Genomic DNA, 16,400 nt, shown 5'->3' with positions numbered 1-16,400 from the left:
AGCATTCTTGGCGGGATGACGTGGGGCTGGGATCGGAGAATATCAGAAGAGGTGACCGACATGGCACTGGTGGGTAGGCGCGACGGCCGCAATTTCGGCTACGGCAGGCAATTGAGTTACGCAGGACCTCAGGCGTTGAAAGACATGTTCGGCGGTGGCCACTACGGCACGGTCAAGGCGCACAGTGATCGATGGTTGGCATTTGTGAAGTGGTGCCGCTCCGAGCAGGGACCCGGTATCAATGATGCACGGCACATTGATCGGAAGGTATTGGCCGACTATGCGGCGTATCTGCGCGACGTGGTTAGCCACGGTGATCTCGCCGTCAGCACCGCACAAAACCGGCTATCCAGCGTTAATAGGACAATGGCGGCGCTGCGCGGTGATCAGTGTGTGAAATTGCCCAGTCCGAGCAAGGCGTTGGGAATGCAGCGCCCCGGGGTTCGCCACTCGGTGCCGCAGGGCCAAGACCTTGATCAGGTTAAAGAGATCGTCAATGCGCTTTGCCGAAATCATCAGCAACGGGCGGCCGCGATTGTCCTGTTGGCGCGAGCCACCGGCATGCGCTTGCGTGAGGCTATCTTGACTGACCTGCCACGGTTGAGCCGTGAGGCTAACGCCATAGGCAAGATTAATATTCAGGACGGCACGAAAGGTGGTCGCAACGGAGCTTCGGCGCCACGCTGGATTGCGGTGGACGACCATATTCGAGGTGCACTTGGGTTTGCACGGCAGGTGTCGCCTGCGGGGAGCCGCAACCTGATTGCACCAGACGAAAGCTACCTGAATCTTTTGCAAAAAATCATCCGCCCGGCGCGGGACATCCTGCATGGCCACAACCTCAAAGGCTTCCACGAACTGCGAGCGGCCTACACTTGTGAGCGCTATCAGCAAATCACTCATCACCGCGCGCCTGTCAACGGCGACCAATATTGCCAGGTAGATAGGAACCTTGATCGTGAGGCCCGGTGGCAAATCAGCTGCGAGCTAGGGCACGGACGCATCGACGTGGTCGCCGCCTACATTGGTGGCCGGGCATGAGTAAGCAAGTCGATATGGAGCTGTTTTTGGCTGGCGTTCTGACCGGCTCGCACGCAACGCGGCAACGCCACGTTCGCCAGGCGAAAATCATCCAGGCTGAAATTGCGGTGCGCTGGCATCGAGAAACGCCTTGGGCTTGGCAGAGAAAGCATTTGGCTTGGTTTCTCGACCATCGTATGAGTCAGCGCAGTGGAGCTACAAGATATTACTACGTGCTGACGGCCCGGCAGCTCGCTCGACGCCTAGAGAAGCCGTGGGTTTTCCATCTCTGAGTCAGACCAGATCTTGGTAGCGACTGCCGAAAACCACCCAGTAGCTGCCAGACCAACTGTATACAGCAGTAGACGCGATTCAGAACCAACTCTATCATGAGACTGTATAAATAACCAGTTCTTGTGAAATCTGACATTTTTGCAGTGTTAAACATGCAGAGGCGCGCTAAGCTAGCTTTTTGCCAGTATCGCGAGGGAGTGCATGATGAACCAGTTCCGAACCGAACCAGATGCCGACGCATTGGCAGAGGTGATTGGGGCAGAACCAGCAGAAGCACCACCACCAGCGCCTCTGACAATATTTAATGCTGTGGTTCAAAAGGTTGACTGTAAAGGTCAAGTACTCGGCGAGCCGTTTTATAGGACAAACGAAGCCGATATTAAGGCTTACCTTACAGGAGTGATTCGCAGCGTAGTCAGCATTTCGAGGAGTCAGCGCTTTCAGTTTTGCGATAAAGGCTTTGACTCCAAAGAGGATGTAGCGCAACTAACATCCGCTGATTTTAAAACTTCAGCGCTGGCATGGACCGAGCGGTTACTAGACTGTGAAATTGCTGCGCAGAAAAAAATTGTCGCCCTGAAAAAAGAGTTGCGTACGGGAAGCTTGCTGTGTGCGCATTTTAAGCTTGCAGAGACCGAGCATGTAATGCTTGTGAAAATTGATCATGCAGGTTTTTTAGATGAAGTAAATTTTCAGCATACTTCAGGACTTCCGGAGAAGCAGCGGGCGCAAAAATGTGCAACTTTTTCAGTGATAGGCGGTTCAATTGATAACACAGTGGTCATCAGCGATAGTAACAATACGTTAACTGAATATTGGTGGAGTAGCTTCCTTAATCTCAAGCCTTTATCCGACCCCGAACTAAATACATTTAAAGCATTCAAAGCTATTGAAGGCTTTCTGAAAACAAAAATAGAAAAAACTTCGCCCAGTGACTACTGGACATTGCGCAACGCCTTTGTTAGCTATTTCACTACTCGTCCTAATTGCCTCTTTGACCAAATGATCGATGAAATCATGGGGGAGTATCCTTGCGCTGACGAAAGTTTGAACATGCCTAAACTGGCACAGGAAGCTAAGCTGCTACCGAAGAAAAATGACTTCGATTCGCATTTTGCAATTGCCCCACACATAATCAGCAATAAAATTAAGCGGCAGATTCGTCTTGCAGAGAACCTAGATCTTCGCATTAATGGCGAAATTGCAAACTACGAAAAAATGTTTTCCACCGGAGACGACGACGGTCGGAAATATCTAAAAATTTACTCCAACGAAGGTTACGACGCCTTCAAAAAACGAGATAGCTAAAGTGATTTTCTCGGAAGTCGCCAATGCCCTGGCCCAGGCGATTATTCACTTGGAGACCGAAGAGACCAACACCACAGTTAGTGAAAAGTTTCGAATCTCCAACTTTAGTCTAGACACCACTGCGCTTGCCGAGTCCCTAAAAATCGTACATATCCGGGATAGCTTTTCCATCCAGTTCACTTACGCCGGTAGTGATCAATCGATAGTGCTGACGGGCCGCCACAACGATCAGGTAACTAGTTTCTGCCGGATGTTAAACCTGCACGTTGATGGCGATAATACAGCGTCGGGGATCTTATCCATATCCATCACGAAAGACTTTGTTTCGCAAACGGCCTCAATCTACTCGCTCCATCATATAGAGGAATATTGGCGGTTGGGTGGGCTAGGCCAAGCAGCTGCGAAACTCAGATCCCTCGCTCAAGTAGCCTATATCCTCGAATCGCCTAAAATCACCGAGTGCGCACGGTGTGGCCTGTTTGTGTTCCGTTCGATGAGTGACTCTGCCGCAACCACCACGCATCCTGAATCTGCGGACAAGAGCAAGCTCCTGGCTTCCCGCGACAAGGCGTGTTTATTCTACGAAAGCAAGTCCTATCCTTTCATTCCCCAGGACTTTGATTTCACCACCCCTCTAGCTCATGTGGGGATTACAAACCTATTTGATACTCTCAAGCTCGCTTTCGCTATCATTTTCATAGCTGACGTTAGCAGCTTGAGCGAGCAGAAGTTAACGGCAACAATTAAAGGCTACAGGCACATAACTGGCACGATAAAGCTAACAGGCACGTCCGACGACAAGATAGCGGCTACTTATTACGAAATATATTTGTGGGCCTACAGTGAAGGCGGCGTGACCGATAAACTCGGCATTGCCAAAAATTTATTATCCATTCACATTGAAAAAAACGATCTGCGCGACATGCGTAGCGGCGCGCTGCAAGCGATGGTTTCAAATCACAGCATCTATTTAAAAGAAAACGTAAAACAATATATTGAAATTAAAAATAAGCTATCCGAACAAATCCAGAAACAATCTGAAAAAGCAAGCGAAATGGCGAAATCCATCGGTAGCTACCTGAGGACTTCTGTCTTTACAGTTTACTCTTTCATCGTTACCACATTCATAATTAGATCCTTATCTAAACCTGCTGCAGAAGGAATATTTACGACTGGAATTTACTATATTTTTTTGATGTTTCTCTTTCTGTCGCTGGGGACTCTCTTCTATGCTTACAGGGAATCTGAGGCAGAACTTGATCGATTCAAGGCAATATATCAGTCATTTAAGACGCGCTATGATGACCTCCTGTCAAATAGCGATAGAGATCGAATTTTACAGAACGATACTGACTTCAAGCGTGACTGCGATTATATCATCCAGTCGCGTAAACGTGCTTTGATTCTCTGGGCTTCTACACTTGGCGCTGTATTCTTATTTGTTTCGATAATCAAGCTGCTCAACTACTAGTAACCACTTAACCCTCACTTATCTTTAATATACTAAGCAGCTATATCCGTTTGGCGCCAAGCGACGATACATCTTTTTGATCAGCAGAAATGAAGCGTGCCGAAGTGCAAAGGTAGAAGAAATTCTTCACACACTCCCTACATCCTCACCTGATATCCCAACACTCCTGTTTTCGGTGCTTGAATTCGCTGCTCTAACCAGCGATACTTTGAAGCAAAGCCTCATGCAGCATATCAAATTTAAACCTTGGTCCAGGTAACACTGATGCTGACAACCAACAAAATCCCTTATGAGTTCCTGCATGATATGCTTGATATATTTGAGCATCAATCGTGGACTAAAGAGCTAACTCACGAACTGACCGATTTATGGAATTTGTGCGAGAAGCGCGAAGAGCAAGAACTGCTGAAATCCCTGATTAAAGATTTTTGCATCTTCGACGCCAAGATGGAAAAGCAAGCTCAAATAGCAATTGATGACAAAGTACAAGAACTTGGATTAAAACCTAAATCTACATGGATTGTTGGTGCCGCAAATAGATCTGAAATTGACGGATCTTCGGCAGCGCTTCAAAGACTAAAAAACAAAATTGAACCATGCGAAGAATGGCATTCTCGCTTTCTCCCAAACATCCCAGAAGCGGTTGAAAAAGTAAAGGAAGGGCAAACAGTCATACTGTTCGACGATTTTATCGGCAGCGGTAAAAAAATGGTTGACAAAGGCGCATGGCTTCGCAAACTTCTCGCCACGAAAGGAGTAAACGAATTCAAGATGATTTATATGTCTCTCTCAGCTATGAAATTTGGGCTTGACCGAATAGTTAAAGACACAGGGTGCGAGGCATTCGCTCATAATATTTTACAGAAAGCCATCTCCGAAAAACATCCACCCGCACAAGCTGCAGTTCTCATTGAGATCATGAGAAAAATTGAGTCCAGACTTGACGAGACCTATAGACAAAAATCTATCAAAGAGTACTCATTAGGGTTTGGTGAAAGCGAAGCTTTGTATTGTGCTGAAAACGACAACTGCCCAAACAACGTTTTTCCGGTTTTTTGGTGGCCCCGTTTAAAGAGTGGAACTCCATTTAAAACCATTTTAAGACGAGCCGGATAGCGCCAATGGATAATAAAGACAGAACTGCCATACGAGAGTTTATAACTTTGCTCTCCGACTTTGAATGGCATGACCTATATGATCTCCATGCAAAATACAACCTTTCACCGCCTGTTATTTTCGATGCCTTTTCATTTCTATCGCAGAATGGTTTAATTCTCAGAGAGGGTAGAAGCATTAAGCTATCCAGTTCATTGACTGCAGAACATTTTTCTCTTTTGAATCGGCTTTGTAAGACTAAAAGGCCTGAAGAGCTTAAAGAATTTTCTCCAAACCGCTTGACTATGGCGCATCGCCATGTATGATTCCACCTTGCTGGGTCCGGCTCTAGCAATATAAGGTGTAGTCGCCTTTATCGTTCAGGCTGGTTTTAGCCACTGAATGAATTCAACTCTACCGCTAGCGCGGCAGAGTCTAATCCATTCACTGACGTGAATGAATTAGAGTGAAAACAGCAAGCTAGTAGAGTCGGGCCTCAGCATTTATTATGGACAATATTGAAGATATTTATTCCTATCAGGGTGATGTTCAAGCGCTATGCATGGCCCTAGAGCTTGACCATACTCAGTCCCTAATTTTGCCGCGAGCAATTGCCAGGCCAGATTTATTTTATAGATTCTTTTCGATCCCAAAGAGAACTGGGGGATTGAGAAAAATCCGGGCTCCTTACCCTGCCCTTGCATCTATCCAAAAAAGAATACTAGATTGTCTGCTGGCAGAAAAACATGTGCATCACCTTTCGTTTGCATATGTTAAAAACAAGTCCGCTATAGACAACGCAAAAGTCCATTTAACAAGCAAGGAAATTCTGAAATTAGACATTCAGGATTATTTCCCTAGCATTGATAGTCAAATGGTAATTGAAGCACTTATGCGGAATGGATTTAGCTCCGCAACAGCTTTCTATATTTCCAGACTTTGCACTGTAGATGGCGCTCTGCCTCAAGGTGCATGCACCAGCCCTATCTTAAGCAATCTAGTATTCAACCCCATAGACAATAGGCTAGCCAAATTGGCTGAGCGCCTAAATTTACGATATTCTCGTTATGCAGATGACATCGTAATTTCTGGCGAAAGAGTTCCTAGAAACCTTATAAATCTAATTAGGAAAATTCTGATTGAGCGAAGATTTTCTCTCAATGAAAAAAAATGCCAACTAAAGCTTTCCGGATCAAAGAAAATCATTACCGGAGTTTCAATCTCATCTGGAGTGATGAAAGCGCCAAAGGCATTTAAAAGAGAGCTAAGATCGCAAATCTTCGCACTTGAAAAATATTCTGGCGACTTATCTAAGCTAAGAGAGTTTGATCCTCTTTTCTTCGAAAGGGTTGTAGGAAGATTAAACTATCTTTTACAGATAGAGCCCTACAACGAATACGCGAGAAAAAAGAAAGCCACTATCTGCTCTTACCATCAAAAATTATTGGGCCTGCACCCTATGGCACAGCCACAATAGAGTTGGCAATATATAAACACTAAAAAGCCAATAGTACGATTATCCCTAAGCACTCAGTCAGAATTTTTCAAAAACACTACCCGACAGCGCATCAATAAAGGTAATTTTAGAGATAGCAAAGCATGTGCTGGACGACAAAAATCATATAAAACATGTGCTTAGTACGGATTTCGACTCCTGGTGCCGCACCATATCCAGCTCCATCGCATTCCACCGAATGCCTAAGAAGCCCCTAAAACCCGCCCTTTGGCGGTTTTTTTCGTTACGGGGCACTTCGTCGAGATCCAGAAATACCCCATCCTCGGAAATATCTTTAGGGTGCAGCGGCTTGCCTGCATGGACAACGTCCCCTAATGCCACGGCTAGCCGTCCCTCTCGAACTCAAGACCATAGGTCATCCAGCGATATCTTCCCTCGCTCAGGGTCGGCAAGGCGCTCGCGAACGGTCGCTAGCAGCTCTTCATCGCCATCAGTCATGAGCACAGGTTTAAACGGCAGCTGCCCGCGCTCGGCTACGTACTGCGAGGCTTGGCGTATGGGTTCGGAGGGCGTAACACCCAACCGCGCAAGCTCACGATGTGCAATTAAGATAGCTATTCATGATACCTTATACCGCATAAGGTTCCATTTCATGGAGCTCTAAGATTTCTCACGAATTTTTAGCGCGCGGATAGTGATACCTTATACTCTCTAGGGTGTCGCCAGGAGCCACCCTATGAAAGACTTTTTCCCTGTTCAAAGCACGTCTGTGCTTTATCGTATAGGCCTTCTGATGAAGGAAGCTCGTCTGCGCATGGGGCTACGGCAGGCTGACCTTGCAAAGCTAGCTGGAATTTCTCTGCGAGCTATTCGTCACCTTGAGGGGGGAAGGCCGAAGGTGTTTCGTTGCGCGATTTCATGCTCGCGCTATTTACCGTGGGGATCTCTGACCGAATTTTCCAATCACTGATCGATGACCCTGCGCTTGATCTCAACGCTTTAGAAGCCAATACCAGCAAGCGCGTAAAACTGCCGCGCAGCAACGCGGAGGACTTCTGATGTCTCCTCCTGATCGACCACCTGGTAAATCAATCGGTAGCCGCTACTGCACAGCTTTATCTTGTAGCAGTTCGGCAAGCTATCCAGCCGGTTTGCCTCAACCCTCGGATTAAGCAAAACCGGGCGAGTTTTCTCTTGAGTTGCTGCCGAACCGTATCCCCCAGCTTTTGCCATTCCTTTAGCGCTCGTGCATCGAACTCAAGGCTATAGGTCATCCAGCGACACCTTCACTCGCTGAGGATCGGCAAGGCGCTCGCGAACGGTCGCCAGCAGCGCCTCATCTTCATCCGTCATGAGCACAGGCTTGAAAGGCAATTGCCCGCGCTCAGCGACGTACTGCAAGGCTTGGCGCATGAGTTCGGAGGGCGTAACACCCAGCCGCTCGAGCTCACGGTAGGCTCGGATTTTGAGATCGTCGTCGATACGAACATTGATGGATGCCATGATGGCTAACTCTCTGTAATGACAATAGTCTTTACAGTGGGGCAGTTCTGGGCAGCAGACAAGTGGCTATGAGCATAAACCGACGAGGGACAGGGCCGTTACGCGCCGGGTTCAGTGCGGATGAAGCCGCTCCCAGCAGGCCTGCGCAGGCTTTGATAGCCACGAAAAGGGCCGCAAAGCGGCCCCCGGTATTTTCAATTGAACAGCCTTACCGTCCGCTCAGGCCTTCGCCTGCATCAAAACGCAGTGCTAACCGTCAGCGACATACTGCGCGGATCCCCGTAAATCGCCCCCGCATAGAAGCCATACCGGGTGTAGTAATGCTTGTCGAACAGGTTATCGACATTGACGCTAACGGTGGTGTCGTCCGTCAGCTGGTACTTGGCCATGGCATTCCAAATCGCATAACCGGACCAGTTCACATCGGTCGCCCCCCCACTCACGCCATTCACCGGCTGCCCTGCTGGGCTGGAGATGGCGCGGATGTTGGTCTGCGCCTTCACCCCGGCACCCAGGGTCAGGCGGTCCAGCGGACCAGACAGGCGGTAGGTGGTCGAGGCCTTGAACAGGTGCGAGGGGTCACTGCGCCCGTCGCTGTCCACGCGGCGGAAGTGCAGGTAGGTATAACCGGCATACAGGTTCCAGTTCGGTGTCAGGGCGCCGGCGATTTCAAGGTCGATACCGTCGGTTTCCTGGCCGGTGCCTGCCTTGTAGGCATCGCCGCCGGTTGGGGTGGTCAGGCCGTCGTCGAGCACGGCTTTGTTCTGCTGCTTGGTGCGGAAGTAAGCAGCAGACGCGTTCAGGCGGCCATCCAGCCAGGCGCCCTTGATGCCGGTTTCGTAGCTCTGGCCACGGATCGGCTCGACTTTGGTGCCGCTTTCGGTTTCGGCGGTTTGTGGGTTGAAGATGTCGGTGTAGCTGGCGTACAGCGAATAGGTGTCGTTGAGGTCGTATACCGCGCCCAGGTAGGGGGTGACGATGCCGTTGTTCTGCTGGTTGCTGCGCACACCGGCAACGCTGTTGGTGGTGGCGGAGTAGTCGGTGGTACGCACGCCGACGATCACCGACAGCGGGTCGGTAATGCTCAGGCGGGTGGCGGCGTACATGCCCTGCAGGCGGGTGGTGGTCTTGGTGTGCAGGCCCGTGCGGGTGGCGATCATGTCGTAATCGCTGTCAACGCCGTTGTGCCAGTCGCTGATCGGGAAACCGTTGTTGGCGCGGAATTGGCAGCCCACCGAGGGCGCGCTGACGCGGTCGTCGCTGACCATGGTGCAGCTGTATTGCGGCGACCAGGCCACAGTTCGGCTGTCGTTGTAGCCGACCATCGCCTGGTGGGTGCGGCCAAACAGCTGGAACGGGCCGGACAGGTCGATTTGCGCAGACTGCTGGGTGGTGTCGCTGGAGCTGTGCAGGCCGTTGAGCACCGCGCCGCTGCCATCCTGGTTCCAGTAACCGCCGTAGCGGCCACGGCCGGCCGAGTTGACCTTGGCGAGGCCGCGGTGGTTGAGCACGTCAGAGGTGCTTTGCGCGACTTTCAGGTCCAGGCTCCAGTCGTTGTCGAAGCGGTGTTCCAACGAGCCGAAGGCGGTGCGGGTGGTGTACTCGCCGAAGCTCCAGCTGGGTACCAGGTTGGTGCTGCGTGGCAGGTCGGTCTTGCTGCCGTCGCCGTACCAGATGGGGATGTTCGCACCCCAGCCGCCACCGACCACCTTGTTGTATTCGTACTGATAACCGGCGCCCAGGGTGGTGGCGTCGTCGATGTCGAAGGCGAAGCTGGCGAGGGCGGCGCGGGAGCGTTCTGACTGGTTGTCGCGGAACGAGTTGGCGTCACCCTGGGTCATTACGAAGCGCGAGCGCAGGCGGCCGTCTTCAGACAGCGGCAGGTTCAGGTCGGCGCCCAGACGGCGTTTGTCCCAACTGCCGTAGGTGGCGTAGGCGCTGCCACCAAAGGTTTTGGTCGGGGCCTTGCGGATCAGGTTTACGGTGGCCGAGGGGTCGCCGGTGCCACCGAGCAGGCCGTTGGCGCCACGCACGATGTCGATACGTTCGTACAGGTCCATGTTCAGGGCGTTGCCGCCGCCGTTGAAGTCCGAACCACCCTGGAACTGCAAACCATCGACCTTCCAGTTGCTAATGGAATAGCCACGTGCGCGGAAGTCGGTACGCCCGCCGACTTCGGACTTGCTGGTACTGACCCCTGGCGTGGTGTCCAGCGCTTGCTCGATGGAGTGCACATCGCGGTCGTCCATCTGCTGGCGGGTAATGGTGGTGACCGACTGCGGCGTTTGCCGGGGGGTGAGCTTCAGGCCTGTTGAGCTGCGCGTGCTCTCGACGGTGTAGCCGAGCTGGCCGGTGTCATCTGCGGGTACGAGCGCGCTGTCCTCGATCTGGGTGGCATCGAGCACCAGTGGCTGGCTTTCGGCAGCCAAGGCGCTGCCACTGATGGCAACGGCAACGAAGAAGGCAAGCGGGTGCAGGCGGCTGCCGCCCCGGACAACAGAGGTGAAGTCGTTCATGGCACTATTAGGTTTCATTTGGGAAGGCTTCGTATTCGCAGATGATTTTTTGTTACGATTCTAGGCATCAGCCCTCTGGGCTCCATGCCCGACTTGTACGGGGATGTAATGGAACGTAACGAGCGCTGCTAGCCCTCCTCCACCAGGTGTATTACCGATGAGCACAACCTTGCTGGTTGTCGACGATGACGACGAAATCCGCGAACTTCTTTGCGATTACCTAAGCGACGCCGGCTACACCGTGTTGGCGGCGGCCGATGGTGATGGCATGCGCCAGCAACTGGCCGCGAGCAAGGTCGACTTGGTGGTGCTCGACCTGATGCTGCCTGGCGAGGATGGCTTGAGCCTGTGCCGCCAGTTGCAAGCGATGCCGGGCCTGGCGGTGATCATGCTGTCCGCCAAGGGCAGCACGCTGGACCGCATCATCGGCCTGGAGGTGGGTGCCGATGACTATCTGGCCAAGCCGTTCGAGCCGCGTGAACTGATTGCCCGTATCAAAGCGGTGCTGCGCCGGCCGCAGCGCCTGGAGGGTGCTGAAGAGGCACCGGCGTGCGACGCCGAGCACTTCGCAGGCTTTAGCCTGGACCACGTCAAGCGCCTGCTGACTCGCCCCGACGGCGCCACCCTGACCTTGCCTCGCTCCGACCACAGGGTGCTGCGGGAGCTGCTCGAGGCCAACAATCGAGTGGTTTCGCGCGACCAATTGACCCGTCGTGCCTTTGGCCGCGACCACCACCCTGACGATCGCTCTGTGGATATGTGCATCAGCCGCCTGCGCCAGCAATTGCGTCACGCGCCGGCCGGCGATATTCAGATACTGACCATCCGTAACGAGGGCTACCTGCTGAGTGTCGCCGACGCCCAGGCCGGCAACTGACATGCGCTGGCTCCGCCGCCTGTGGCCGCGCACGTTGTTTGGTCAACTGTTGCTGATCATGGTCAGCGGCACGCTGGTGGTGCAGCTGATGTCGAGTAGCATCTGGTTCGATGTGCGTTTCGCCCAGGTGCTCGAGGCTCCGATCCGGCTCATGGCCGCGCGCAGCGCCCCCTTGATTGCCCAGGCCGGCTGCCATGCCCAGGGCATACAGGCACCGGCTCACTATCGGGTGCGATGTGCCGACGCCATGCCGGCGACGGGGGTAGATGAGCGCCGCGGGCGCAGGCGCGCGGAGCTGCTGCTGCAACAGGCACTCGAATACGAGCTGGGGCATGCCCAGCAGGTGCGCTTGCTGCATGTGCAACTGACCGACCAGCAGGGCCATCCGATTGTCTGGCGTAGCCTGTTCGGCCTGCGCACCGCCCAGGCGCACATTCAGTTCGCCGTTGCGTTGCCAGACGGCCATTGGCTGAGCATCGACGGGCAGGAGCTACAGGGCTGGAGCGGTGAGTCGGCCTGGGTGTTGATCAGCGACTATTTGCTGCGGGTGTATGCCCTGCGCATCGTCGCCGTGCTGGTGGTCTGCCTGATCGCCGTGCGCTTGTGCCTGCGCCCACTGCGGCGCTTGGCCGATGCGGCGCGGGGGTTGGGCAGCAATCTGGAGCAGCCCGCCCTGGCCCTGGACGGCCCAGAAGAAGTGCGCCAGGCCGCGCAAGCATTCAACGCCATGCAGCAGCGGTTGATTGCCATGGTCAACGACAAGGCCTACTTCCTGGCAGCCGTTTCCCACGACCTGCGCACCCCACTGACGCGCATGCGCCTGCGTCTGGAGCGGCTGCCGGACGACGAGCAGCGCGAACGCTTGCGGCAGAACATCACCCAGATGGACGACATGATCGGCCAGGTGCTCGATTACCTGCGCACAGGTGAGCAGCAGAACCTGCAACTGGTCGACCTGGATCGCTTGGTCGCGCGGCTTTGCGCCGACCTTGCCAGCGCGGCGGAGCCTTTGCCGGTGCATGGCCAGGGCGGCAGCCTGCGGGCTGATGCATTGCTGCTGCAGCGTTGCCTGCAGAACCTGGTGGTCAACGCGCTGCGGTATGCCAAGCAGGTTTCGCTTAACCTGCAGGCCACTGCTGGCGGTGTGTACATCCATATCGACGACCGCGGGCCAGGCATCGCGCCAGGCTTGCTCAACACCGTCACCGATCCGTTCGTGCGCGGCGAGGGCTCACGTAACCACGGGTCCGGCGGTTACGGTCTGGGGCTGAGCATCGCCCAGCGCATCGCCAGCAGCCATGGCGGGGAGCTGCTGCTGCACAATCGTGAAGGTGGTGGGTTGCGGGTCAGCGTGTTCTTGCCCACTGCAAGCCGCGAGGCTTAACGGGTTGGCGTGGCGGTTGCGGCGGCGCGCTAGCTGGAAGCTTCAAGCGAGCAAAAAAAATCCGACACCAGATGACTGGTATCGGATTTTTCAAACCCTTGCCTACGCGCCAATGCTCAGGTGGCGAGCATCAAGCGCTTGCGCTCAGTATCAGAAGATGCTGATTGGGTATTCGACGAATACGCGCACTTCGTTGCCGTCGTCGTTGTAACCGTTCTGTTGCACGGCGGTGTTGGTACGCAGCCAGGAACCACGCAGCTTGACCGACAGGTCCTTGGCTGGGCCGTCCTGTACGACGTAACGCAGCTGGTTGAAGATTTCGCGCTCTTTACCTTCGCCGTAGCCGTGGGTGTTGATGTTGTCACCCGCCACATAGGCGATTTTGTAGGTCAGGCCCGGCATGCCGAAGGCGCCGAAGTCCAGGCCATAGGCCAACTGCCAGGAGCGCTCGTCTTCAGCGTTGAAGTCCGACCAGTAGGAGTTGGCCAGGTAGATGGTCGAGCCGCCGTCACCCACGCCACCACGGTCCTGGTACCAGCCGTAGTTGTAGCCGGTGCTGCCGGTGCTGCGCTGGTGCGCCAGGGTCACCGAGTGCGGGCCGAAGGCGTAGGTAGCAGCCAGGCTCCAGATGGTGTTATCGTCACCGGCAAGCTGAGCTTTTTGCACGTACTTGCTGTTGATGTCCGACTTGTAGCCGTTGAAGTCCAGGGTCAGGGACTGGTCTGCCGAAATCGGGTAGACGTAGTTCATGCCCAGGTAGTGCTTCTTCATCACGTCTTCGATGTTCGACGTGTAAGCAGAGGCGGTGAAGTTTTCAGTGAACTTGTAGCTGCCACCGAACACATCGATCGTCTTCAGGTGGCCGCTGTCACGGCCTTCAGCGCTCTTGCGCGCCTCTTGGGTGAAGTGACCGGCATTGAGCTCCAGGCCTTCGATTTCCTTGGAGGTGATGAACGTACCGGTGTAGCTCTCTGGCAGCAGGCGGCTGTCGTCGTACTGCAGCACTGGCAGCTCGGGCATCATGTCACCGTACTTGAGCACGGTGTTGGAGACGCGGAACTTGATGGCAGCACCACCACGGGCCAGGTTGTGCGGCGAGTTGGTAGGGGCGGTATCGCTAGGCTTGAAGAAGTCGATACCAGCGCCGCCATTGCGGCCTTTGCCGCCATCCAGGCGCAGTGCGTACAGGCCAAAGGCATCGACGCCCACGCCTACAGTGCCTTGGGTGAAGCCGGAGGAGAATTTGCCGATGAACGCCTGGCCCCATTCGCTCTGGTCGCGGTTGCCATGCTTCTTGTCGCGGTTGATGTAAGCGTTGCGCAGCAGCACGTTGGCGTGGCTGTCTTCGAGGAAGCCGTTGCTCTGGGCCTGGTCATTGGCCTGGGCCTGGGTCGCGGCGATCATCGCCAGGGCGAGCAGGCTGATCCTGGTTTTCAACATGTTGTTTTCCTTGTTTCTTAATCAAAAACGCTTTGCACCATTACGCCTGGAACCAACGCCCCTTCGTAGGTTCGACGCTATGCGGATCCGAACTGAAAAGCCCGCCAACGCTGTGTGTGGCGGGCCTTTCGCAGCAGCATGACCATGGGTGGCCAGCAAGCGTTGGCCGAATCCTAGCGGTGTGCGATTACAAATGTCAAAAACTCGTGAAATGCAGGCTGATATGACCAAGAACCACGCTGGCCGCAGGGCATTTCAATGCATCTCTGGCTATAGGAAGGACAATTTACCTTGCAAAGAAAGGGTTACGAGGCTGGGTTGAAAACCCTGTTCAAGCTCAAGAAAAGCCTGCGCACCTACAAATAAAAACGCCACCGCATGGGCGGTGGCGTTTTGCCTTGGGCGGGCTGATGACCCGTCAGGGCCAGACCCCCAGCAGTGCATCCAGCTCTGCATCGCTGATCAGGCCTTGTGGGTAGCGGCCGTCAAGCAGACGTCGTGGGTCGGTCGTCCTGACCCGTTTGCCTCCATGCTGTTTCAACCAATGCGCCATGACCTTCAGCGATTGATGGTTGATTGCCAGTGGGCGCAAAGCCGTCTCACTTGCTGCATTCATGTTCGCACGTACTCCCTTGGCCCGTGAGCGGCTAATTTACGTCTTGATTGTTACAGTACCGAGAGCCCGGTCTGCCGGGTAACTCTCTGAAAACAATACAAAACCTATGCCATCCCCCGCTCCGGGTATCGGCGCGAATAAAAAAGCCCGTATTGCGACGGGCTTCTTCATAACGCGCCGATCAGCGCTTGAACGGTGCAGGCTGCTGCTGAGTCAGGCAGTGGATGTTGCCACCGCCAAGCAGCAGCTCGCGGCCGGGGATCATCACCACTTCGTGGCTGGGGAAGACTTTGGCCAGAATCGCTCTGGCCTGCGCATCTGCCGGGTCGTCGAAGCTCGGGGCGATGATGCCGCCGTTGACGATCAGGAAGTTGACGTAGGAGCCGGCAAGGCGCACGGATGGGTCACGCTCTTGGCTACCGGCCACATGATCGACGCCGGCGCATTCTGCTTCAGTAGCGAACAGCGGGCCGGGAATCGGCATTTTGTGCACCACGAACTCACGCCCTTTGGCATCACGGGTGTTTTTCAGCACCTCGTAAGCGGCGTGGCAGCGTGCGTAGTTGGGGTCGTTGGAATCATCGGTCCAGGCCAGTAACACTTCACCAGGGCTTACGTAACAGCAGAAGTTATCGACGTGGCCGTCGGTTTCGTCGTTGTACAGGCCCTCGGGCAACCAAACGATGGTATCGACCGCCAGGTGCTCGCGCAGGGTTTGCTCGATCTGCTCGCGGCTCAGGTGCGGGTTGCGGTTGCGGTTGAGCAGGCACTCTTCGGTGGTGATCAGCGTCCCTTCGCCGTCGACGTGGATAGAACCGCCTTCAAGCACGAAGCCTTCGGTGTGGTAGCGCTGGCAGCGCTCCATTTCCAGTACCTTGGCCGCCAGCTCTTCATCGCGGTTCCACGGTGCATACAGGCCGCCGTCGAAGCCGCCCCAGGCGTTGAAGCCCCAATCAACCCCACGCACTTCACCGTGCTCGTTGATGACGAAGGTTGGCCCCGTGTCACGCACCCAGGCATCGTCGTTGCTGATTTCCACCACACGGATGTTCGGCAGGTCGAGTTGGCGACGGGCGTTTTCGTACTGGCCGGCAGAAACGGCCACGGTCACAGGTTCAAAGCGGGCGATGGCCTTTGCCAACGTGACGTGGGCAGCCTGCGCAGGCTTGCCGCCCAGGCGCCAGTTGTCCGGGCGCTCCGGCCATACCATCCAGACTTGGCTTTGCGGCGCCCATTCGGCGGGCATGTGGAAGCCATCGGCACGGGGAGTGGAGTTGAGGGTTTTCATGGTTAACCTCTGCAAAGGCGCTAGCCGATGGTCAATGGATAGCAGGAAAGTGTGACATCAGCGACGGCCTGGCTGCGACCCTCGCGGCTGGCTATTTTATAACCGATATATATCGGCTTTGAAAGCACAAAT

17 protein-coding genes and 1 pseudogene are annotated in these 16,400 nt (G+C 54.5%); 11 read left to right on the top strand and 7 right to left on the bottom strand.

The features are described 5' to 3' along the window. Positions 1–60: 60 nt before the first annotated feature. The 7 genes from HU725_RS01310 to HU725_RS01280 all read left to right on the top strand — a co-directional run bounded on the left by HU725_RS01310 (position 61) and on the right by HU725_RS01280 (position 6,665). Positions 61–1,041 carry an integrase domain-containing protein gene (locus tag HU725_RS01310; protein WP_186478407.1) on the top strand — a complete coding sequence of 327 codons (981 nt, stop codon included), beginning with the start codon at positions 61–63 and terminating at the stop codon, positions 1,039–1,041. Further along, entirely contained in the window at positions 1,038–1,313 is a 276-nt protein-coding gene (locus tag HU725_RS01305; protein WP_186478406.1) for a hypothetical protein, read from the top strand. The genes HU725_RS01310 and HU725_RS01305 overlap by 4 nt, the downstream gene beginning before the upstream one ends. A 202-nt stretch (positions 1,314–1,515) precedes the next feature. Further along, the gene (locus tag HU725_RS01300; RefSeq protein WP_186478405.1) at positions 1,516–2,622 is read left to right on the top strand and encodes a nucleoid-associated protein; all 1,107 of its coding nucleotides are present in this window, start codon (positions 1,516–1,518) and stop codon (positions 2,620–2,622) included. A 1-nt stretch (position 2,623) separates the two neighbouring features. Continuing rightward, positions 2,624–4,093 (top strand): hypothetical protein, encoded by a 1,470-nt coding sequence (locus HU725_RS01295; RefSeq protein WP_186478404.1) that lies wholly within the window; start codon positions 2,624–2,626, stop codon positions 4,091–4,093. 264 nt (positions 4,094–4,357) lie between these two features. Next, on the top strand, positions 4,358–5,209 hold the full coding sequence (locus HU725_RS01290; RefSeq protein ID WP_186478403.1) for a phosphoribosyltransferase-like protein: 852 nt from the start codon (positions 4,358–4,360) through the stop codon (positions 5,207–5,209). 5 nt (positions 5,210–5,214) lie between these two features. Beyond that, the gene (locus HU725_RS01285; protein WP_186478402.1) at positions 5,215–5,514 is read left to right on the top strand and encodes a hypothetical protein; all 300 of its coding nucleotides are present in this window, start codon (positions 5,215–5,217) and stop codon (positions 5,512–5,514) included. 182 nt (positions 5,515–5,696) lie between these two features. Beyond that, complete coding sequence (locus tag HU725_RS01280; RefSeq protein ID WP_186478401.1) at positions 5,697–6,665, top strand: reverse transcriptase family protein; 969 nt, start codon at positions 5,697–5,699, stop codon at positions 6,663–6,665. 381 nt (positions 6,666–7,046) lie between these two features. Here the strand turns inward: HU725_RS01280 and HU725_RS01275 are convergent, their stop codons facing one another. Beyond that, the gene (locus tag HU725_RS01275; protein WP_186478441.1) at positions 7,047–7,262 is read right to left on the bottom strand and encodes a type II toxin-antitoxin system RelB/DinJ family antitoxin; all 216 of its coding nucleotides are present in this window, start codon (positions 7,260–7,262) and stop codon (positions 7,047–7,049) included. Between the two features lie 118 nt (positions 7,263–7,380). Here HU725_RS01275 and HU725_RS01270 point away from each other — a divergent pair, with 118 nt between their 5' ends. Both HU725_RS01270 and HU725_RS22865 read left to right on the top strand, forming a co-directional pair. Beyond that, complete coding sequence (locus HU725_RS01270) at positions 7,381–7,614, top strand: helix-turn-helix domain-containing protein (protein WP_225915510.1); 234 nt, start codon at positions 7,381–7,383, stop codon at positions 7,612–7,614. Next, positions 7,551–7,703 (top strand): hypothetical protein, encoded by a 153-nt coding sequence (locus tag HU725_RS22865; protein WP_225915555.1) that lies wholly within the window; start codon positions 7,551–7,553, stop codon positions 7,701–7,703. The genes HU725_RS01270 and HU725_RS22865 overlap by 64 nt, the downstream gene beginning before the upstream one ends. On the opposite strand, the pseudogene HU725_RS01265 reads toward HU725_RS22865, so the two are convergent. The 3 genes and pseudogenes from HU725_RS01265 to HU725_RS01255 form a co-directional block, all read right to left on the bottom strand. Next, positions 7,644–7,918: pseudogene (locus HU725_RS01265) on the bottom strand (type II toxin-antitoxin system RelE family toxin). The gene HU725_RS22865 and the pseudogene HU725_RS01265 overlap by 60 nt on opposite strands. Further along, entirely contained in the window at positions 7,908–8,147 is a 240-nt protein-coding gene (locus HU725_RS01260; protein ID WP_060478286.1) for a type II toxin-antitoxin system RelB/DinJ family antitoxin, read from the bottom strand. The pseudogene HU725_RS01265 and the gene HU725_RS01260 overlap by 11 nt, the downstream one beginning before the upstream one ends. 236 nt (positions 8,148–8,383) lie before the next feature. Beyond that, positions 8,384–10,681, bottom strand: a complete 2,298-nt coding sequence (locus HU725_RS01255; RefSeq protein ID WP_202884454.1) for a TonB-dependent siderophore receptor — start codon at positions 10,679–10,681, stop codon at positions 8,384–8,386. A gap of 139 nt (positions 10,682–10,820) precedes the next feature. Between HU725_RS01255 and HU725_RS01250 the strand changes: the two genes are divergently transcribed. Further along, complete coding sequence (locus HU725_RS01250) at positions 10,821–11,540, top strand: response regulator (protein ID WP_060478284.1); 720 nt, start codon at positions 10,821–10,823, stop codon at positions 11,538–11,540. A 1-nt stretch (position 11,541) separates the two neighbouring features. Next, positions 11,542–12,924, top strand: coding sequence for an ATP-binding protein (locus HU725_RS01245; RefSeq protein ID WP_186478400.1), 1,383 nt, complete (start codon positions 11,542–11,544; stop codon positions 12,922–12,924). Between the two features lie 150 nt (positions 12,925–13,074). Here HU725_RS01245 and HU725_RS01240 read toward each other — a convergent pair whose 3' ends face one another. The 3 genes from HU725_RS01240 to aguA form a co-directional block, all read right to left on the bottom strand. Next, positions 13,075–14,364, bottom strand: coding sequence for an OprD family porin (locus tag HU725_RS01240; protein ID WP_186478399.1), 1,290 nt, complete (start codon positions 14,362–14,364; stop codon positions 13,075–13,077). Positions 14,365–14,782: 418 nt separating this feature from the next. Beyond that, complete coding sequence (locus tag HU725_RS01235; protein ID WP_060478281.1) at positions 14,783–14,980, bottom strand: hypothetical protein; 198 nt, start codon at positions 14,978–14,980, stop codon at positions 14,783–14,785. Positions 14,981–15,161: 181 nt separating this feature from the next. Next, a complete protein-coding gene (gene aguA, locus HU725_RS01230; RefSeq protein ID WP_060478280.1) occupies positions 15,162–16,268 on the bottom strand; it encodes an agmatine deiminase in 1,107 nt (368 codons plus the stop codon). Positions 16,269–16,400 lie beyond the last annotated feature (132 nt).

The sequence above is a fragment of the Pseudomonas promysalinigenes genome (genome assembly GCF_014269025.2).
GTDB lineage: Bacteria > Pseudomonadota > Gammaproteobacteria > Pseudomonadales > Pseudomonadaceae > Aquipseudomonas > Aquipseudomonas promysalinigenes.
This window is presented reverse-complemented; position numbering and strand designations above follow the sequence as displayed.